17 protein-coding genes and 1 pseudogene are annotated in these 20,084 nt (G+C 41.1%); 1 reads left to right on the top strand and 17 read right to left on the bottom strand.

Annotation, left to right across the window (positions count from 1 at the left end; translation table 11 throughout):
* Positions 1-38 precede the first annotated feature (38 nt).
* The 3 genes from sigG to spoIIGA all read right to left on the bottom strand — a co-directional run bounded on the left by sigG (position 39) and on the right by spoIIGA (position 2,688).
* Entirely contained in the window at positions 39-818 is a 780-nt protein-coding gene (sigG, locus tag ACXAD1_RS07385) for an RNA polymerase sporulation sigma factor SigG (RefSeq protein ID WP_026041699.1), read from the bottom strand.
* A 167-nt stretch (positions 819-985) separates the two neighbouring features.
* Complete coding sequence (sigE, locus tag ACXAD1_RS07380; protein WP_009330857.1) at positions 986-1,705, bottom strand: RNA polymerase sporulation sigma factor SigE; 720 nt, start codon at positions 1,703-1,705, stop codon at positions 986-988.
* 44 nt (positions 1,706-1,749) lie between these two features.
* Positions 1,750-2,688, bottom strand: a complete 939-nt coding sequence (gene spoIIGA / locus ACXAD1_RS07375; RefSeq protein ID WP_474909741.1) for a sigma-E processing peptidase SpoIIGA — start codon at positions 2,686-2,688, stop codon at positions 1,750-1,752.
* 403 nt (positions 2,689-3,091) lie between these two features.
* Between spoIIGA and hmpA the strand changes: the two genes are divergently transcribed.
* Complete coding sequence (gene hmpA, locus ACXAD1_RS07370) at positions 3,092-4,321, top strand: NO-inducible flavohemoprotein (RefSeq protein WP_474909740.1); 1,230 nt, start codon at positions 3,092-3,094, stop codon at positions 4,319-4,321.
* A gap of 114 nt (positions 4,322-4,435) precedes the next feature.
* Here the strand turns inward: hmpA and ftsZ are convergent, their stop codons facing one another.
* The 14 genes and pseudogenes from ftsZ to ACXAD1_RS07300 form a co-directional block, all read right to left on the bottom strand.
* The gene (gene ftsZ, locus ACXAD1_RS07365) at positions 4,436-5,581 is read right to left on the bottom strand and encodes a cell division protein FtsZ (RefSeq protein WP_206836167.1); all 1,146 of its coding nucleotides are present in this window, start codon (positions 5,579-5,581) and stop codon (positions 4,436-4,438) included.
* Positions 5,582-5,731: 150 nt separating this feature from the next.
* A complete protein-coding gene (gene ftsA / locus ACXAD1_RS07360; RefSeq protein WP_206836165.1) occupies positions 5,732-7,018 on the bottom strand; it encodes a cell division protein FtsA in 1,287 nt (428 codons plus the stop codon).
* A gap of 124 nt (positions 7,019-7,142) precedes the next feature.
* Positions 7,143-7,511, bottom strand: a complete 369-nt coding sequence (locus ACXAD1_RS07355) for a small basic family protein (protein WP_206836162.1) — start codon at positions 7,509-7,511, stop codon at positions 7,143-7,145.
* Positions 7,511-8,242 (bottom strand): DUF881 domain-containing protein, encoded by a 732-nt coding sequence (locus tag ACXAD1_RS07350; protein ID WP_370225072.1) that lies wholly within the window; start codon positions 8,240-8,242, stop codon positions 7,511-7,513. The genes ACXAD1_RS07355 and ACXAD1_RS07350 overlap by 1 nt, the downstream gene beginning before the upstream one ends.
* Positions 8,243-8,316: 74 nt before the next feature.
* Complete coding sequence (locus ACXAD1_RS07345) at positions 8,317-9,048, bottom strand: DUF881 domain-containing protein (RefSeq protein ID WP_243508336.1); 732 nt, start codon at positions 9,046-9,048, stop codon at positions 8,317-8,319.
* Positions 8,996-9,786 (bottom strand): annotated as a pseudogene (locus ACXAD1_RS07340) (cell division protein FtsQ/DivIB). Before ACXAD1_RS07340 ends, ACXAD1_RS07345 begins: the two are co-directional and overlap by 53 nt.
* A gap of 192 nt (positions 9,787-9,978) precedes the next feature.
* A complete protein-coding gene (gene murB, locus ACXAD1_RS07335; RefSeq protein ID WP_206836150.1) occupies positions 9,979-10,887 on the bottom strand; it encodes a UDP-N-acetylmuramate dehydrogenase in 909 nt (302 codons plus the stop codon).
* A gap of 66 nt (positions 10,888-10,953) precedes the next feature.
* Positions 10,954-12,057, bottom strand: coding sequence for an undecaprenyldiphospho-muramoylpentapeptide beta-N-acetylglucosaminyltransferase (gene murG / locus ACXAD1_RS07330; RefSeq protein WP_474909739.1), 1,104 nt, complete (start codon positions 12,055-12,057; stop codon positions 10,954-10,956).
* A 302-nt stretch (positions 12,058-12,359) separates the two neighbouring features.
* Entirely contained in the window at positions 12,360-13,460 is a 1,101-nt protein-coding gene (gene spoVE, locus ACXAD1_RS07325; RefSeq protein WP_009330880.1) for a stage V sporulation protein E, read from the bottom strand.
* 170 nt (positions 13,461-13,630) lie between these two features.
* Positions 13,631-14,983: a UDP-N-acetylmuramoyl-L-alanine--D-glutamate ligase gene (gene murD, locus ACXAD1_RS07320; protein WP_474909738.1), complete on the bottom strand. Its 1,353-nt coding sequence runs from the start codon at positions 14,981-14,983 to the stop codon at positions 13,631-13,633.
* A complete protein-coding gene (gene mraY / locus ACXAD1_RS07315; RefSeq protein ID WP_474909737.1) occupies positions 14,984-15,958 on the bottom strand; it encodes a phospho-N-acetylmuramoyl-pentapeptide-transferase in 975 nt (324 codons plus the stop codon).
* A gap of 2 nt (positions 15,959-15,960) precedes the next feature.
* Positions 15,961-16,410: a hypothetical protein gene (locus tag ACXAD1_RS07310; protein ID WP_474909736.1), complete on the bottom strand. Its 450-nt coding sequence runs from the start codon at positions 16,408-16,410 to the stop codon at positions 15,961-15,963.
* Position 16,411: 1 nt separating this feature from the next.
* Positions 16,412-17,872, bottom strand: a complete 1,461-nt coding sequence (locus ACXAD1_RS07305) for a UDP-N-acetylmuramoyl-L-alanyl-D-glutamate--2,6-diaminopimelate ligase (protein WP_474909735.1) — start codon at positions 17,870-17,872, stop codon at positions 16,412-16,414.
* A 236-nt stretch (positions 17,873-18,108) separates the two neighbouring features.
* Entirely contained in the window at positions 18,109-20,025 is a 1,917-nt protein-coding gene (locus ACXAD1_RS07300; protein ID WP_206836132.1) for a stage V sporulation protein D, read from the bottom strand.
* Positions 20,026-20,084: the final 59 nt, after the last annotated feature.

Below are 20,084 nucleotides of genomic sequence, written 5' to 3'. Positions count from 1 at the left end.
AAAATGTTTGTAAAAATAAAAAGCAGCCAAATTGGCTGCTAGCTTTGAATATTTTTATTCATTTGTTTGATTGCCGCTTTTTCAAGCCGTGAGACTTGAGCCTGGGAAATGCCGATTTCCTCGGCCACTTCCATTTGAGTTTTGCCCTGGAAGAAGCGTTTTCTAAGAATCAGTTTTTCCCGTTCATTCAGTCTTCTCATTCCCTCTTTTAGCGCTATCTCTTCAATCCATTGAATATCTTTGTTCCGTTCATCGCTCAGCTGATCCATCACATAGATCGGATCCCCGCCATCATTATAAATCGGTTCAAATAAGGAGACAGGATCCTGAATCGCATCCAATGCAAAAACGATTTCTTCATGAGGCACATCCAGCTCTTTTGCTATTTCTTCCGCTGTAGGCTCTCTTGATGTTTTGCTCATTAAGCGTTCTCTTACTTGCAGAGCTTTATAAGCAATGTCCCTTAATGAACGCGATACGCGGATCGGGTTATTATCACGCAGATACCTGCGTATTTCCCCAATGATCATCGGAACTGCATAGGTGGAAAACTTAACGTTTTGACTTAGATCAAAATTATCAATAGATTTCATTAGACCGATACAGCCGACCTGGAAAAGGTCATCAACAAATTCGCCTCTATTATTAAAACGCTGAATCACACTTAATACGAGACGCAAATTGCCGTTGACGAGTTTTTCCCGTGCGGTAATATCCCCCTTATGCATTTGCTTGAAGAGCTCTCTCATTTCTTCGTTTTTTAAAACTGGAAGCTTTGAAGTATCAACACCGCAAATTTCTACTTTATTTCGAGTCAATCCATTTCCCTCCTCAAAGGAGCTGCTGTACAAAAAACAGTATCTCCTTGGAAAGGAAAAATATGCACCGGCAAATTCAACTGCCGGATGGGGAATCGGTCAAAGCATCATAAACACTAGGTTTTCTCCTTGCAAAATTTTGTAAAAAAAATATTCCTGTTTAAATTCTAAACCATCTTATTAAATTCTTTTTTTAGTCTTTTTATTATTCGTTTTTCCAGACGCGAAATATAGGACTGGGAAATACCCAGCATATCTGCCACGTCCTTCTGAGTTTTTTCTTCACCCGATCCGAGGCCAAATCTAAGTTCCATTATTTGTTTTTCCCGATCTGAAAGCTGATGCAATGCCTTTAACAGCAGCTTTTTATCAACATTTGCTTCGAGATCTTTTGTGATAATGTCATCCTCAGTGCCAAGCACATCGGATAGAAGCAGTTCATTGCCATCCCAATCGATATTTAAAGGTTCATCAAAGGAAACTTCAGAACGGATTTTATTATTCCTTCTTAAATACATTAGTATTTCATTCTCGATACAGCGGGATGCATATGTAGCCAGCTTGATTTTTTTCTCTGGATTAAACGTATTTACAGCTTTAATAAGCCCAATGGTTCCAATGCTGATTAAGTCCTCTATATTGATGCCAGTATTTTCAAACTTTCTGGCGATATATACAACAAGACGCAGATTTCTTTCAATTAATATGGATCTTGCAGCTTTATCTCCTTTTGGAAGCTTAATCAGAAGCATTTCTTCTTCTTCCTTACTGAGTGGAGGAGGTAGTGCTTCGCTGCCGCCTATATAATATACTTCATCTGTTTTAATCCCCAGCTTAATCAATAATTTATACCAATAGTAGGATAAGCGAAGTTTTAACTTTTTCATGATTTGTCCTCCTTCTAAATTATGTTTTTGCAGAGTATAGTATATTAACTTACCTTTGCATCCGGCTTCATTGTACTTGTACCTGTAAGCATCTTAGGGTGAACGATGCACTGAAACGCATCGTCGGCAGAAAGCTGCTGCATGGAAAAGGAAACTAATCCACGCTCCGCTTCTATTATTTCATTCTCTTTTTCAAGGAAAATGCAGTCAGGCTTAAATCCTATAATCAATTGGTGTTCTTGTCCAACAACCTTACATGGAATAACCCTCATTTTATGCTCCCAATCTCCGCCAATTGAATCATTGCCCATGATGATATCTTCTGGCTGCCCTGCCATTTTAATAATTTCAGGCGGGAACTCGTCAAGCCTGTCTTTAATGGATATAAACATCACCGGCATTTTCGATATGGGATCATATAACTGGTTGCCGCTGTCAATCAGGCCTTTGAAACGGTATTCTGTTTCATTGATGACAACACGCACCCTAATTAGTGAGTCATACTGAATTTTTGTCATCTCAATTCCTTCAACGTTTCTTTTTGAGAAATGCCAGGCAAGAGGAAAACCAAGAAGAACAAACAGCCAGCTGATTGGATCACCAAAGCCTTTAACACTGGCCAGCATGACGGATGAAGAAAGCTGAAAATCAAAGTTAACAAAATAATGAATGCCTATTAAGGAGCCTCCAACTAAAAAAGTAGCAAAATAAAAAGTCATGAGCCCTTTTAGAAAGTAGCGCAAACGCTTAAAGCCAAAAACAGCCAATACCATTGCAACCGAGAATAATAATTTAGTGACCGGATGGCCTGAATATTCATTAAATGGTGTAAATACTAATAAAATGATGATTGATCCTATTAAGCCGCCTGCAAAAATCCTCCAAAGCCTGATTTCTCTTTTTAGTATTATGGCTGTTAAATAAAGGAGAAGGCTGTCAAACATAAAATTTAACGCCCAGATAATATCCAAATAGACCGTCAATTATCTTCCCCCTTTAGTAGAAAAGTGCAACCGCCTTGCCCACCGCCGACAAGTGACCTTGAGGGGGCAGGCGCTGGAGCTAGACTGTTATCAAAGATAAAGTTATTCTTTTGGTTTCCTCTTCAAATTCAGCATTTGATAGATAGACTTTAAGGTTAAATTCTCTCGTATATTAAAAGTGTTATGATTCTGTTAGAAAAAAGTATAGCGCATTTCAGTAATGGAAGTGTGTCGCTTTCTGTATGCAAAAAGATAGAAATTTTCCCTATTCCCAACGGATTTTGTCATTAAATTTCTATTTTTTGCTCCTTCATTTTTTCGCTGGGTGTGATTTATATCACATTTTTTGTTCTCTATATCAACTATAATGACAGTGAAAATAATAAGAAGGAGTTTTGCTGTTATGCTGGACACAAAAACAATTGAAATTATTAAAAGTACTGTACCTGTACTTGAAAAACATGGCGAAGATATAACGAAAACCTTTTATAAGTTAATGTTTACAAATCACCCTGAACTGCTGAACATCTTTAATCATGCTAATCAAAAACAGGGCCGTCAGCAAAAAGCTCTGGCAAACTCAATATATGCTGCTGCAAAATATATCGATAACCTGGAAGCTATTCTCCCGGTTGTCACACAAATTGCTCATAAGCACCGATCTTTAGGCATTAAGCCTGAACATTATCCGATTGTTGGAGAACATTTAATTCTTGCAATCAAGGAAGTGCTAAAAGAAGCTGCTACCGAAGAAATTATTGATGCCTGGATGAAAGCATATGGTGTGATTGCGGATGCATTCATCGGATTAGAAAGGAGCCTTTATGTTGATGCCGCAGAGAAGCCAGGAGGCTGGGATGACTTCAGAACATTTACTGTTGCAAAAAAGGAGAAAGAAAGTGATGTAATTACTTCCTTCTATTTTACACCTGAAGATGGAGGAAATATTTCCAGCTACCTTCCGGGCCAGTACATTAGTGTGAAATTAACAATTCCAGGAGAAGAATATACACATATCCGCCAATATAGCCTATCCGACTCTCCGGAAAAATCTTATTACCGAATTTCTGTAAAGAAAGAAGAAGGTAATTCTGAAAAGCCGGACGGAAAGGTTTCCAGCTATCTTCACAATGACCTGAAAGAAGGCGACTGTATAGAGATCAGTGCTCCTGCAGGAGAATTCGTTCTGGATAAAATGGATAGTCCTGTTGTTCTGCTTAGCGGCGGGGTAGGCATTACACCAATGCACAGCATGCTGTGTCATCTTGATGCAACAGGAGTAAAGCATGAAACAATTTTTGTTCATTCTGCACTCAACGGGAAAGTACATGCATTTTCAGAGGAAGTACAGGAAATTGAAAAAAAGAATCCATTGGTAAAGACATATTTCTGTTATGAAAGTCCAACAGAAGAAGATAAAGTCGAAAAAATCTACAGCAAGGATGGTTATATTACTTCAGAATGGATAAACATGATAGTGCCTAATAAAGATAGTATGGTTTATATGTGCGGGCCAGTTCCTTTTATGCAGGCAATGTACGAGGCATTGCTTGAGGCAGGCTTCCAGAAGGAAAATATCCGCTACGAATTCTTTGGGCCTTCTATGCAATTAAAGGAAACTCAGACTGTATAAATATAAATAAGCATGGCCCAAACTTTGAGCCATGCTTATTTATGTAAAAACCTGATGAAAATTGTAAAAAACCCTTGGAATCGAGTTGATTCCAAGGGTTTTTTACATCAAATATTATCTTCTGCGGTTGCGGTTGCGGAGGAACGTCGGGATATCCAAAGTTTCTTCAGGCTGTTGAGATTGGCTGCTTCTCACAGGTTCTTGCGGAGCTTCCTCTCTCTTTTGCTCACGCTTCATAGGAGCTCCCATGCCTGGAGAAGATTTAGGCTGTCCGAAAGTTGGCCTTAATGGCTTAGGCTGGATCACTTCTTCATTAAATCCAGTCGCAATGACCGTTACAACAATCTCATCTTTAAGGTTTTCATTAATAACGGAACCGAAGATCATATTCACATCCTGATCTGAAGCAGAAGCAACAATGTCAGCTGCTTCCTGTACTTCATACAGGCTTAGATTTGAGCCGCCAGTGATATTCATTAAGACGCCTTGTGCACCATCAATTGATGTTTCAAGCAAAGGTGATGAAATCGCCTTTTTCGCAGCTTCTGCTGCACGGTTTTCTCCTGCAGCGACACCAATACCCATAAGTGCAGAACCTTTATTGGACATGATTGTCTTTACATCTGCAAAGTCGAGGTTAATTAATCCCGGAACAGCAATCAAGTCGGAAATACCCTGAACACCCTGGCGCAGAACGTTATCCGCTTCACGGAATGCTTCAAGCATCGGAGTGCTTTTATCCACGATTTCCAATAGCCTGTCATTAGGAATAACGATCAGTGTATCAACCGCTTCCTTCATAGCAGCAATACCGCCGGCTGCCTGAGTGGATCGCTTACGGCCTTCAAAAGTGAATGGGCGCGTAACAACACCAACAGTCAGAGCTCCTAAATCTCGTGCAATCTGGGCGATTACTGGAGCCGCCCCTGTTCCAGTTCCTCCTCCCATTCCAGCTGTGACGAAGACCATATCCGCACCCTTCAATGCTTCTTCTACCTGCTCTTTACTTTCTTCTGCAGCTTTTTTACCTACCTCTGGGTTGGCACCAGCTCCTAGTCCCCTTGTAAGTTTGCCTCCGATTTGCATTTTCACTTCTGCTTTTGATAAATTCAGCGCCTGAGCATCCGTGTTAACAGCAATAAACTCAACGCCTTGAACACCATGCTCAATCATTCTGTTTACTGCATTGTTACCGCCGCCTCCAACGCCGATGACTTTTATAGTTGCTAATGAATCCAAATTTGTATCAAATTCCAACATGACTAATCCTCCTAATTCGTCGATATTCCTAAGAACACCTTTTTTGATTCGCTTTTTTATTCGCACTCCCAAAATGGTTTTTCAGTGCTTTTTTCTATCCGCCGAATGGCTTTTGATTCCGTTTCCCTAACCCTTGCGAATCAAATCAAGTTATTCGAAAAAGTATCCGAGGAACTTTTTAACTCTTGATGTGATTTTTTCTTCCGGCTGTTTTTCCGGCTTTGTTTTCGGTTGCGGTTGCGGTTTTTGCACTCGTTTTTCTTTTGCTTCAGGGACAGTCACTGGCTGTTCCATTTTTCTGCCCTGTATTTTAGCATTTTTATACGCGAACTTAATCAATCCAACAGCAGTCGTATACTGCGGCTCCCTCACGCCAATATAATCAGGAATTGCGATGCGGACTCTATTTTGGAAAACATCCTGTGCCAGTTCGAGGATTCCCTGTGTATTCGCTACGCCTCCAGATAATACATAGCCCCCTGGAAGATCTTTTGCTCCAAGACGTTTCACTTCGTGCTGGATAAGATCAAAAATCTCTTCCATGCGTGCTTCTATAATATCTGATATTTCCAGCTGATTAAATTGCTGGTGCTGATCGCTTCCGATGATGGGAACACTGAATACCTCATCTTCAGATGCATGGTCATAAAACGCATAGCCATACTTTGTTTTGATTTTTTCTGCATCTTCTGTAGATGTGCGGAGTCCGATGGATAAGTCTTTTGTGATATGGTCTCCCCCTACAGGTAGAACACTGGCTGCCTTTAAAGACCCATTTTCAAATATGGCAATGGTTGTGGAGCCGCCGCCAATATCAACAAGTGCAACTCCTAGACTTTTCTCATCCTTTGATAAAGCGAATGCACCTGCTGCCAGTGGCTGAAGTGTAATATCCATGATTTCAAGGCCAGCGCGTTCAACACAGCGCAGGGTGTTATGTAAAATCGTTTTCGATCCTGTAATAATGGTGCCTTCCATTTCCAGCCGCACACCAATCATTCCGCGGGGATCACTGATCTCGTCCAATCCGTCAACGATAAACTGTTTTGGAATGACATCAATGATGTCTCTTTCCGGCGGGATTGATACAACTTGTGCCGCGTCTATAACTCTAGCAACATCTTCGTCTGTAATTTCCCTATTTTCACTCGAGACTGCAACAACACCATGGGATGGCTGAAGCATAACATGATTGCCGGTAATTCCTACAATCACATTTTTTATCTCCATTCCTATCATTCTCTCAGCCTGTTCGATTGCCTTTTTAATAGAATGAACGGTTTCGTCTATATCAACAATGGACCCCTTGCGTAACCCTTCTGAATGTACATTGCCAACACCAATAATATTTAAAGAGTCATTGACCATTTCCCCAATGATTACTTTTACACTGGATGTACCGATGTCAAGACTAACATATATTTCATTGCTGTTCATTCTCTGGCACCTCCTTTTTTTTGCAATTACGATTATTGAACAACAATCATTTTTTTGCTGTTGCGTGATTTAATAAGTTAGTTTATCTATAAAATTATTCGTCAAAACTAATATTTTCCCTTTTTTAAATATCATTTTTTTCTGTTTTTTCTCTGTTTTGGGACCATTTTGCGATTAAAATTCTTCTGATGACGGCAATATTTTGGAATAGTCTGACCCCAAAAGCAAATACTGCTGCTAAGTACAAGTCTACACCAAGATGGACACCCAGAAAAGCTAAACTTGCTGCCAGCAGGATGTTAAAAAAGAAACCGGAAACGAAAACTTTTTCATCATAAATATTTTGAAGCTGTGCCCTGATCCCGCCGAATAGAGTATCCAATGCCGCAAGAACAGCAATGGAAAGATAATTCGAGTATTCATCCGGCACTTTTATTTCTGTCATAAGTCCTAGTATCACACCTATGATCAATCCTAATACGGGAAGCCACATTATGATTTGCCTCCTTCTTCGGGTTTCACAGGCTCCATATATCTGATTCTCAATGCCTCGTCATATGAAGGAATCGTGATAGGCTCTGCAGATTTTTCCACCTTTACCCGCAAATTATCAATGAAAAATTCTTCAGCAGAATTTGATACTTGCATGCGATTAAAAAGCTTCTCCGCAGATTGGACATTCTCAGTTATTACTTTCACTTCAATAGGCAGGCGATTTAAGGCATAACCGTCTATCATGGTTTCTCTGTTAATATCCCTTATGACAGTAGTGTTGATGATCCTTCTTCCTCCAATGGAAATGTGCTGGGCATCATACATATTTAACTCGTTGACAAGGCGCTTGAGCAAATCCGGGGAAACAGAATCAGCCTGCTTGCCCAGAAGAAGCTCCTCATGTACCGGTTCAATGCTTATGATTATGCCTGGTCCCGTCACTTCACTTAATCCGGCTTCCATTTTTAGTTCCTCCAGCGTATCGCGAAGCACCTGCTCTTTGCTTTGTTTGCGCTTTGTTTCATATTGGGCAATTTTTTCTTCATTTGAACTGATTTCACGCAAAAGTTTTAATTGCAGTTCCTTTTCCTTAAGGATATCAGCTCTAAGCTGCCAGGTATCCCTTGTATCACGTACAGCCGGTTCCTTAACTGTTTGAAACTGTATGGCAATCATAAAGCCAATTACAACTGTTATAAAGGTAAAGCTGAATTTCTTATTGCTGTCCACTTTCATTCCACCTTGCTTTCCCGAATAAATTATTCTGTGGACAAATTTTACTATATACAAATGCTGGTTTGGCTTTACGAACCCAGTAATGGTTCCATGATGATTTCGCCCTTTTTCTCTAATGTGAATTGGATATTTTCATCTACCAATGTGTCTTTTACTCCGCCTGTCAGGTTCAGAGCAGAAGAAAGCACCTCGGCATCACCAATGGCAGTAATGACAAAAGGGGCAGGATGCTGGTAGCCGTCAACTTCTATTACAGGTCCATTGCAAACAATATAGGAACTGTGCGATAGTCGTTGGCCATTTATGGCAACTGCGGAAGCACCCGAAATATAGAGTTCATTAATCACCTTAAAGACATGGTGTTCATGGACGATATAGTTGTTAATATTATCTTCATCCGGATCGTAGTCACCATCTGCCAGAGTGACTTCCACTCCTGAGCCCTTTACTTTTACTTTGCCAAGATGCATCCTATATTTCTCAGCATCCTCAGCAAGATTAAAATAAACCTGCGCTTCCTGTGAAAGCTCTTTTTCAATATCAAGAACGTTTTCCTGTTTTGTATTTAATTCTTTTTGAAGAGCTCTGTTTTTTTCCTCCAGTTCAACAAGCTGATTACGAAGTTCCAAATCTCTTTCCCACTGTTTTCCGCTTAGTGCCGGCTTTTCTTCTTCTCCCTGTGTAAGGTGATAGGAAAATGCCATCATGTAACCCAGTACTAGAAACACCAGGGAGAATATTACATGATTACCCTTCACCTTCATTTTCTTTTTCAACTTCTTCAGCTCCCTCTGTTTCATAAGCTTTAAAATAAGAGCCTACTTCCAGGTCGATGATTCCTTTTTTCTCGGGATCCAGCTGGCTTATGATAGAAGGATAGTGTGCCATTTTTTCTGAAAAACTTCTTAAAGTAGCACTGACTTCAAAACCATCATTCATATACAAAGTAATATGGTTGGAATCAGTTTTTTTAGGAGAATGATGGATTTCGGAAATCGAATTTAACACCTCTTCAGGCAGTGATTCAAGCTCTCCAATCATCATATCAAGGATGTCACCCTCAGAAAAGTCATTGAGGATAGGAGCGTTGACAGGGATCTCCGCAACTTTTTCATCCTTTAATATGCTCCCATTCTCCATAACAGGAAGATAGTGCTTCTCTTTCGCTATGTAGGCAATGCGCTTCAGTTCATCTACCTGTATGTTAATTGTGCTTGGCAGCTGAACTTTAACACTTGAAGATTTTATTTCAGGCAGCTCTTTAAGCTTACCCTCAATGCCCTCTTCGTCAACCTTCCAAATATTTGTTTTTTCAGTAACACCGCTGATTTGAATAATTTCTTCATTATCATAAATTGAATTGCCGGAAACCTTGATTTGTTTAATATGGCTTAAGGGCGATTGAAAATAAATAACTAAAACAATCAGCGAGAAAAAAGCAGCAGCAAAAAGATCAGTCTTCTGTTCGCTTTCTTCTTTCTTTGCTGTTTAAGCTTCGGTATTCGATCCTCCAGCGAGACAACCTTACTTTTCTCCACTTTTATCACCCCATTAAGAAAAGCGCAAGGACAATGTATTACAACAATTTAGCAGCTTGTCCCAGCACAACTTATGCAATACCAAATTAGGGAAGAGAACGGCATGTGAGCCATGCCGTTTTTACTACATTTACTGTTATCTAATAAATTATTATATCACAATAAATGGTATCCGTAAGGTATTATTCCCCGTTACTTTCGACCGATTATTTCCACTTCTGTCTCCATTTTTACTCCGTACAAATCAAAGATTGTATCCTTAATATGCTGGATAAGAGCAAGTACATCTTCCGCTTTGGCATCTCCTGCATTCACGATGAAATTTCCATGCATATTTGAAATTTGCGCACCGCCGATGGAATGCCCCTTCATGCCGGCTTTTTCAATAAGCTGGCCAGCATATTCTGGAAGCGGGTTACGGAAAATACTGCCTGCACATGGGAAGTTCCAGGGCTGGGTTTCCTTCCTATAGTCCTTATTCCTCTGCATTGCAGAGGATATTCTCTCCCGGTCTCCCTCTGTAAGCCGGAAAACGGCCTCAAGAACAATCCCTGGACGCTTCGTTTGAAGGACGGATGTTCTATAAGAAAATGTCATTTCTTCATTCGTGAGCCACTCCATCTTCCCATCCTCAAAAAGGACATGTGCCTTGGTCAGGATTTGTGAAATATCAGAACCGTGAGCACCAGCGTTCATGTAAACTGCTCCGCCTACAGACCCGGGAATCCCGCTGGCAAATTCAAGACCTGACAAGCCTTTTTTGCTGATAATTGTGGAGAGGGCAACCAATGAATAACCGCCGCCTGCCCTTAGCTCCGTTTCATTAAGATCCAGGTGATCCATGCCCCGGCCTAATTTAATGACCACACCTTCTATGCCTCCATCAGATACGAGCAAATTAGATCCTCTTCCAATTGCTCTCCATTTCAGTTCATAGCGATGGATCAATTCCATCGCTTTTGCCAGGTTTTCTATGGAAGAAGGCTCAATAAACAAATCGGCGGGTCCGCCAATTTTCATTGTTGTATGGTTAGCCATCGGCTCATTTTCTTTAACTGTTCCGATGTTTAACTCTCTAAGCTTGCTGATAAATTCGTCCATATTTACCTCCCTTTCTATTGATTTCAACCTAAATTTATTTATTCTATGCAAATTTACTATTCAGGGCTACTTCCCATTATTTGAAACCAATTCGGCCATTACTGTATAAAGCCTATTTGATGCATCACGTATTCCAAGTTTTTTCGAAGCTTCCTTCATGTTACTCATCTTTTCTTTATCTAGGATGATTCGGTCGATGCTGTCAATAAGCTTTTTGCCTGTTAACTCTTTTTCAAGCAATAATTCTGCAGCACCATGGTCACTTAGCGCTTTTGCATTTTTCTCCTGATGGTTGTTTGTAACATATGGGCTTGGGATTAAAATGCTCGGTATTCCTAAAGAGGTGATCTCTGCCAAAGTGGTGGCTCCCGCACGTGATACGACGAGGTCTGCTCCGGCCAGCACTTCTGGCATATTGTGAATAAATGGTTTAATCATTACATTTTCAGGGCTTCCGACCAGTACTACTTCTTTTTGTACATCCTCATAATGGACATCCCCTGTAATATATAGAACCTGATAAGGCTTTTCACCCAGCTCAGCCAGAGTTTTTAGAACTGCATCATTAATTGGCCTTGCCCCTCTGCTCCCTCCAAAAATTAACACAGCAGGGACACCCGTTTTTAATCCTGCTGAAAGTCTCCCCCTGATTCCATCCTGTCCCAGCACCTCTGAAGCACGCGGATTCCCTGTCATGACTGTTTTAGTATCCGGAAAAAAAGCCTTTGCTTCTTCAAAGCAGACTGCGATTTTATCAACATATCTGCTTAAAAACTTATTGGTTAATCCCGGGACGCTGTTTTGCTCATGGATTATGGTTGGGATGCCAAGCTTTGATGCAGCATATACAACAGGACCACAAACATAACCGCCGGTGCCGATGACGACATCCGCATTAAATTCCCTAAGCATCTTTTTACTTTCACGAACGCCTTTCAGGAACCTTAAAACAGTTTTAACATTTTCCAAAGAAAGTTTTCTTTTAAAACCCGTAATATGTATTGATTTAAAAGGGATATTTTCACGATTGACAATCGTATTTTCAAGCCCTTTTTCAGTTCCAATATATAAAAATTCGGCATCTTTGTGTTCTTTCTTTATTTGTCTTATAAGCGCAAGTGCCGGATATATATGTCCGCCAGTTCCTCCGCCGCTAACAGCAATTTTCATTCTTTCACCTCAAAAAAGAGTCTAATTATCAAAGAAATCAAAGCTTTATTTTATGAACAAATATAAAGCTTACAGATTTAGTGAAGGTCATCCAGCGTTCGAGCGGAAAACACTCCCCCTCTTTTCCCTATTCTACTATATTCAAAACAAATAGATAGGAACGTACATCATAATGTTAAAGAAATGTAATAATGTGCAAAATTGCAAAGAAGTTTGATAATTCTCCTATGCTGGATAAATTATTTCTTCCAAAAAAGAAACCCTGCTTCACAGGGTTTCCGAAATGCATGTTATAAAATGCGCTAGTACCTTGCATATCTGCTTATATTAAGCAGAACCCCTATAGCCATGAGCATCAGTGTCAAAGACGATCCCCCGTAGCTCAGAAACGGAAGTGTGATGCCAGTAACAGGCATCAGTCCTGTTACTACTCCAATATTTATCATTACCTGAATAGCGACCATTGCTATGATCCCAACAGCCAAGAAACTCCCATATAAATCAGGGGCGCCCAGTGCTATGCGGATGCCTCGCCATAAAAGAAGTGCAAATAATAAAATGACAAAGGATCCGCCTATAAATCCCAGTTCCTCAGCTAAAATAGCAAAAATAAAATCTGTCTGCGGCTCAGGAAGATAAAAAAACTTCTGTCTGCTCTGTCCCAGACCAAGGCCAAACAATCCTCCAGGCCCTATTGCATATAAGGACTGGATAATCTGAAATCCGCTGCCCAGAGGATCTTCCCATGGGTCTAGAAATGAAGTAATCCGCTTTATCCTGTATGGGGCCGACAGAACAAGTGCGACAAATCCGGCCAAGCCTGCAACGCCAAACCAGACAAAGTGGCTGATCCTCGCTCCCGCAATAAAAATCATGACGACGCAAGTACCCACCATTACTGTTCCAGTGCCTAAATCAGGCTGCAGCATTATTAATCCAAATGCTAAAAATACAAGCCCTAAAGATGGAACAAGACCTTTTCTGAAAGAGGTGATCAGCTTTTGTTTTTCAGAGAGGAATTTTGCCATAAACACAATCATGGCAAGCTTCATAAACTCGGAAGGCTGAACAGAAAATGCTCCTACACCAATCCAGCTCCGCGAGCCATTACGTACATTGCCGATTCCCGGAATGAGCACCAGGAGCAAAAGTACAAAACAGACAATGATTAAAACCTTTGCCCATGTTCTCCAGGTCCAATAATCCACATTCATGATAAAAAACATCGCAATAATTCCAACTCCGGCAAAAAGCATTTGCCTTTTCGCAAAAAAGAAAGAATCATCAAATTTATAATCTGCCCAAATTGCACTTGCACTATATACCATAGTCAATCCTACAGCAAGCAGCATAAAAGTGACGATCATTAATATAACATCGGGAGTGGTTTTTTTGGTCGGCAACGAAAACACCTCGAATGCAAGTTTTAGGGCTATCAAGGAACCTTTTTCCTGCCGCAAATAAACTTACCTGTTTTCCGGAAGTCTTATTGCGTTCCTTATTAAAGCTCTAAATGTCACGCGAAGCAGATGTATGCCTTTGCTGAAGTTCCCATAGTCCCGCAGACAAGCCCTTAATTAAGCTTATGCACCGCATCTATAAACATGTCTCCCCGAACCTCAAAAGTTTTATATTGGTCCCAGCTTGCACAAGCAGGAGAAAGCAGAATCACATCTCCTGGCTCTGAAAGCTTAAAGGCGGCAGGTACGGCTTTTTCAACATTATCGACACGCTCAATTGTTTTTATTCCCGCTTCCATCGCTGCATTTTCAATCTTTTCAGCTGTTTGTCCAAAGGTTACAAGAGCTTTTACCTTTTTGAGAGATGGGATGAGTTCATCAAAGCCATTTCCGCGGTCAAGACCGCCTGCAAGAAGAATGACAGGCTGATCAAATGCTGACACTGCATTCTTCGTTGCTAAAATGTTCGTTGCTTTAGAATCATTATAAAATTTCCTGCTCTGGTATTCGCCTACATACTGCAGGCGGTGCTTGACCCCGGTAAACGAACTTAGAACTTCGCTAATGGCTTCATTCCCGACACCGGTCAGCTTGGCAGCAGCCACTGAGGACAGGATATTCTCAAGATTGTGCTCTCCCGGCAATGAAACATCTTTTCTTTTCATCACTTGTTCATCATTAAAATAAATCCAGCCATCTTTGACATATGCCCCTTCAGACAGGACTCTGGAAGTTGAAAAAGGTATTATTTTCGCCTCTGACCGTGCAGCGGCTTCCATTACTTTATCTTGATCGGCATTGACTATGAAATAATCCTTTTCAGTCTGATTCATCGTAATATTGGCTTTGGCTGCATGATACTCTTCTCTAGTGCCATGATAATCCAAATGGGCATCATATAAATTTGTTAAAATGGAGATTCTCGGCCTGAAATCCTGAATACCCATCAGCTGAAACGATGAAAGCTCAATCACGATATTATTTTCTTCTGCAGCATTCTGGGCAACCTCGGAAGCTACTGTTCCAATATTTCCTGCTATCAGCGGCATTTTGCTTCCTGCCTGAAGCATTTCAAACACAAGAGTAGTTGTGGTGGTTTTACCATTTGTACCTGTAATCGCAATAAAAGGAGCTTCAGAGACCTGAAAGGCAAGCTCTACCTCTGTAATGACCGGTATGCCCTTTTCAAGAGCTCCTTTTATCATTGGATTATGGTAAGGAATACCCGGATTTTTTACAATCAGCTCGAACCCCTCTTCCAGAAGTTCAATTGGATGGCCCCCGCATATAACCGTGATCCCTTGTTCAAGCAGTCCTTGAGCTTCAGGATTTTCCGCAAGAGGCTTAAAATCGTTAACAGTTACAAATGCTCCAAGCTTATGTAAAAGGGAAGCTGCACTCACTCCGCTTTTGGCCAGACCCAGTACTAATATTTTTTTATGTCGATAGCGATTGACTTCTTTCACTTACACCCACACCTCAATATAGATTCCTAAGATTGCAAATAATAGGCCTACGGTCCAGAATGTAACGACAACACGCCATTCTGACCAGCCCACCAATTCATAATGATGATGGAGCGGGCTCATACGGAAGATCCGCTTCCCGGTGGCCTTAAAAGATGCCACCTGTAAAATAACAGATAATGTTTCAATAACAAAAACACCGCCGATAATAATCAGGATGATTTCAAGTTTTGTCAAGATGGCTATGGTCGCAATAGCCCCTCCCAAAGCCAGTGATCCTGTATCTCCCATAAACACCTTTGCAGGGTGGGCATTAAAGACAAGGAAACCCAATACCGCTCCCACTACAGCTACAGAAAAAATGGAAACTTCAAATTGGGATTGATTCCATGCCAGTACTGCAAATGCTCCAAAAGCGATTGCAGCAGTTCCTGAAACAAGACCATCAAGTCCATCTGTCAGATTGACAGCATTCGAGAATCCGACCAGCCAGAAAATAATAAATAAAACATACCACCAGCCCAAATCAATCGAAATGTTTGTCAGCGGAATATGCACTTCTGTTGAAAAATCATTTTGCTTGAAAACAAAATAAAAAATAACAGAAATAATGATTTGGCCCAGAAGCTTCTGCTTTGAAGTCAGACCTAAGTTGCGCTTTAATACTACTTTAATAAAGTCATCAAGAAAACCGAGGAGTCCAAAGCCCAGGGTAACCAGCAGCAGCAAATAAGTTTCTACAGTAGGCCCTGAAAATTTCCCGGTCATAAGCAAAGTGGTCACCGTAACAGAAAGAAGAATCATGATTCCGCCCATTGTCGGGGTACCTGTCTTTTTCTGATGGGATTTAGGGCCTTCTTCACGGATGCTCTGCCCGAATTTCAGTCTTCTCAGGAAGGGAATAAAAATGGGAGACAGCAAAACAGTTATTAAAAAGCCTGCCAATATTGTGAAAAAAATAACTTGCTCCATCATACTTATCCCCTCCTTTCCCGCATGGCATTTCCTGCAGCTTCCGCTAATCTTTCAGCCATCACAGCAATATCATATGTTGCTTCGTTTTCTTTAAGACTTTTTTCACCTGAAATAAGGAAATTAGTTGTGTTCATCTTTTCTTCTGATTTGTTTAATTTTTCTATATATAATTTCATGATGTCCTTTAAGCCTTTCGTTAAGTCGTTAGTATAAAAAATAGGGAAATGATTTGGGGTATATGCCGGTGTCTCTGCATTCTCATGCCAGAGAGCAGCAACAGCCCCATTTTCTATAGCTTCTTTCAGATTACCGGCCTCTCCAAAAGGAATATAAATTCCTTTTGGCTGCAGAGCGGAAGAGGAGGAAGCGACCGTATGAAATTCAAGCTCATTATCCTTTATCCCTTTTACGGACGGAAACAATACCGCTATATCCCGATACATCAAATACATTTTATCGCTCCTCTATAGCCTCTTTTGCGACAAGACGGTCATCAAAGTCGAAAACCTGGTTCCCTACCTGCTGATATGTCTCATGGCCCTTGCCAGCTATTAAAATAACGTCTCCTTTACTGGCATTTTTCACGGCATAGTGAATGGCCTCTTTTCGATCGGCGATTGTTTTATAACTTTCACCTTTTGCTCCCTCTTCCATATCCCTAAGGATTTGGATTGGGTCTTCACTTCGGGGATTATCAGAAGTAAAGATCGGGTCTGTACTGTACTGGCATGCAATTTCAGCCATTAGCGGCCGCTTGGACCTGTCTCTGTCTCCGCCGCATCCTACGATGGCAAAAATGCGTTTCTGGGCAAATTGCTTTACTGTTTCCAAAGCATTTTTCAGGCTGTCGGGAGTATGTGAATAATCAACAATCACAGAAAAATCCTGACCTGCATCAACGGTTTCAAATCTGCCTGCTACACCTTTAACTTCTTCAGCAGATTTGATGATTTGCGAGATTGATATTCCTGAAGCAATTCCTGCACCTATACTGGCAAGAACATTATAGATGCTGAACTTGCCTATCATTTTAAGAGAAACTTTATGCTTCCCGAATGGAGAGATCAAGTCAAATTCCGTACCGCCAGCAGTCATCTGAATATTAATGGCCCGAATGTCAGCTTCCTGATCAATCCCATAGGTTATGACATGAGCAGCCGTAGATTTTTCATATTCTGCAGAAGCGGGGTCATCTGAATTTAATATGGCATACTTAGGCTCCCCATGATTATAGGCGCTTCCGAGCTGGGCAAAAAGCAGCCCTTTTGCTCTCCTATATTCATCCATTGTTTTATGATAATCCAGATGATCCTGAGTCAGGTTTGTAAATACGGCTATATTAAAATCACAGCCATGAACACGCCCTTCAACAAGTGCATGCGAAGACACTTCCATTACGGCTGAATCTACACCTGCATCTGCCATTTTTCTAAATGTACTTTGCAGAGTCAAACTTTCAGGAGTGGTATTTTTCACTTCAAAGGTTTCATCGGCAATCTTCGTATACATCGTGCCAATTAAGCCTGTTTGCCTTCCTGCATCGGCAAGTATCTTCTCTATTAAATGGCTTGTTGTTGTTTTGCCATTCGTGCCTGTTATGCCAATTAAATGAAGCTGCTTGCTCGGCTGTCCATAAAAAGCATCAGCCAGCACGGCCATGGCCCGTTTTGTATTCTTTACCACTATAACTGGGATATCCAAATCCAATTCTCTTTGGGAAATGACAGCTGCAGCACCTTTTTCTGCTGCAGAAGCCGCAAAGTCATGGCCATCCACCGTATACCCCTCAATACAAACAAACAGACTTCCAGGTGTAACTTTCCTGTTATCGTTAACAATTGCTGTAATTTCCGGGTTTTCCCCTTTATAAGTCATATAAGGCTGCAAAAATCGCAGCAATTTATGTAATTCCATTTCTACCAATCCTCTCGTGTTAAACAAAAAAATCTAATCCTTTTTAATGATTCTGGCCATATTCATTTTTAAATCCCCAAACTAATATTCTAAATGATGGCGATATATATTGTACATGATAATTGCTTATTTAGCTATTTAATATATAGAACCTAAACCCAGAAAGTATGTTGCGGTTTCCTTACAAACAAAAAAAATTCAGGCGGCGCAGGATCATGCCGCCCTCAGTTCTATTCTTATTTGTCGTCAAAATACAACCGGATCGTTGACCCTTCTTTTAGCTTGATGCCAGGCTGAGGCGTTTGCTTGACCACTGTATTTCCTGTGCCGCTCGCATCAATTTTCAGGTTAAGGTAGAGCTCACCCAGATCCTTCTTTGTCAGACCGACCATATCAGGAACTTCTATCATTGGGGAATCCATCCATGTAAGCTCTTTTTCAATTTGATTTTTCCGCGGCTTTACTCCCATTGCCCGCAAGCTGTCCCCCATGATCTCCCCTACAATAGGTGCAGCAACTACGCCGCCAAATTGAACAGTTCCTTTTGGATTATCCACAGCCACATAAACAACAAGCTGCGGATCATCAGCAGGTGCGAATCCTATAAATGATACAATATGGTTATTTTCCAGGTACCGGCCATTTTGCGCTTTTTGTGCAGTCCCAGTTTTACCGCCTACTCGGTACCCGTCTACAAAAGCCTTTTTTCCTGATCCTTTTGCTACAACTGATTCCAGCGCTTTTCGGATTTCATCTGATGTTTCCTTTGAGATTACTTTTCTCTTTGCATCAGGTGATTTTTTCATCAATATTTCCCCGGTAGCAGGATTAATAAGCTCTTTGGCTATATAAGGGGTATATAGTGTTCCGCCATTAACGGCTGCCGAAATGGCTGCTACCTGCTGAATCGGGGTAACGGAAACTCCCTGTCCAAAAGCAGTAGTTGCCTGCTCAACAGGACCAACCCGATCGAGGTTAAATAGAATCCCTTTCCCTTCGCCCTGCAGGTCGATACCGGTCTTTTCGCCGAACCCAAAGTCGCGGATATATTTAAACAGTTTTTCTTTGCCTAATCGCTCACCCAGCTCTACAAAACCAGGGTTACAGGAATTCTGGACTACTTCCAGATAAGTCTGGCTGCCATGGCCTCCCTTTTTCCAGCATCTTAATCTGGCACCGCCAACTTCAACAGACCCCGGGTCGTGGAAATGATCCTTTTCCAAGTCTACCTTTCCCTCTTCTAACGCAGCTGCCAGAGTGATAATTTTGAATGTAGAACCAGGCTCGTATGTACTCCAGATTGGCAGGTTGCGGTTGTAAATTTCCGGGGGTACATTCCTGAAATTTGCAGGGTCAAAATCGGGCCTGCTGGCCATGGCAAGAACTTCTCCATTATTCGGATTCATGGCAATTGCTATTATTCCATCAGGGTTGTATTCAGCCTGGGCAATATCAAGCTCCCTTTCTACGATTGTCTGAATCTTGGAATCAATGGTGAGCTTTAAATCCATTCCATCAACTGGCGGCTTGTAGTCATCCGCCATATCGTTCATCCGTTCACCCTTTGCATTCGCATAAAACTTAACAGATCCTTTTTTTCCCTTTAGTTCTTCATCATAATATAATTCAAGACCCATAAGACCCTGATTATCAATTCCCGAAAATCCCAAAACATGCGAGAGATAATTCCCGAAAGGATAATGGCGTTTTGAATCTTCTCCGATATATATGCCTTCAATTTCCAGGGCACGGATTTCTTTCGCTTTTTCATGGGAAATCTTTCGGCCTTCAGGGATTTTCACACTTGATGCTCTTTTTGTGATAAGCTGGTAAGCTTTTTCTTTTGACATATTCAGCACTGCAGCCAATTTCTCTGCAGCATCCCCAGGATCTTTTATTTGCCTGGGGACAACATAGACAGTTGGGGCACTGACATTCGTAGCCAGCGGAACACCGTTGCGGTCGACGATTTCCCCTCTTTCCGGTTCGAAAGGGATGTCTCTGCTCCACAGTTCCTTTGCGCCATCTGTAAGCAAATTGCCCAGAAAGAATTGAACATATCCAAGACGCAAATCAATAATAAAAAAAACGAGAATACCAACAAACAACGCTGCAGTCAGCCGTTTTCGAACGGTTACATTTGAAACACGCATGTACGGACGAACCTCCTTAGATTATGGCTCGTTCCAATATATGCTTGTACATAAATGAA

This window comes from Cytobacillus sp. ABV4_503, assembly GCF_056158445.1.
This window is presented reverse-complemented; position numbering and strand designations above follow the sequence as displayed.

Coding starts and splice junctions, on each gene's coding strand:
- sigE (WP_009330857.1), bottom strand. CDS start 1,705: ATGAAAAAGTTAAAACTTCGCTTATCCTACTATTGGTATAAATTATTG.
- hmpA (WP_474909740.1), top strand. CDS start 3,092: ATGCTGGACACAAAAACAATTGAAATTATTAAAAGTACTGTACCTGTA.
- ftsZ (WP_206836167.1), bottom strand. CDS start 5,581: ATGTTGGAATTTGATACAAATTTGGATTCATTAGCAACTATAAAAGTC.
- ftsA (WP_206836165.1), bottom strand. CDS start 7,018: ATGAACAGCAATGAAATATATGTTAGTCTTGACATCGGTACATCCAGT.
- ACXAD1_RS07355 (WP_206836162.1), bottom strand. CDS start 7,511: ATGTGGCTTCCCGTATTAGGATTGATCATAGGTGTGATACTAGGACTT.
- ACXAD1_RS07345 (WP_243508336.1), bottom strand. CDS start 9,048: ATGAAACAGAGGGAGCTGAAGAAGTTGAAAAAGAAAATGAAGGTGAAG.
- murB (WP_206836150.1), bottom strand. CDS start 10,887: ATGGACGAATTTATCAGCAAGCTTAGAGAGTTAAACATCGGAACAGTT.
- murG (WP_474909739.1), bottom strand. CDS start 12,057: ATGAAAATTGCTGTTAGCGGCGGAGGAACTGGCGGACATATATATCCG.
- mraY (WP_474909737.1), bottom strand. CDS start 15,958: ATGATGGAGCAAGTTATTTTTTTCACAATATTGGCAGGCTTTTTAATA.
- ACXAD1_RS07310 (WP_474909736.1), bottom strand. CDS start 16,410: ATGTATTTGATGTATCGGGATATAGCGGTATTGTTTCCGTCCGTAAAA.
- ACXAD1_RS07305 (WP_474909735.1), bottom strand. CDS start 17,872: ATGGAATTACATAAATTGCTGCGATTTTTGCAGCCTTATATGACTTAT.
- ACXAD1_RS07300 (WP_206836132.1), bottom strand. CDS start 20,025: ATGCGTGTTTCAAATGTAACCGTTCGAAAACGGCTGACTGCAGCGTTG.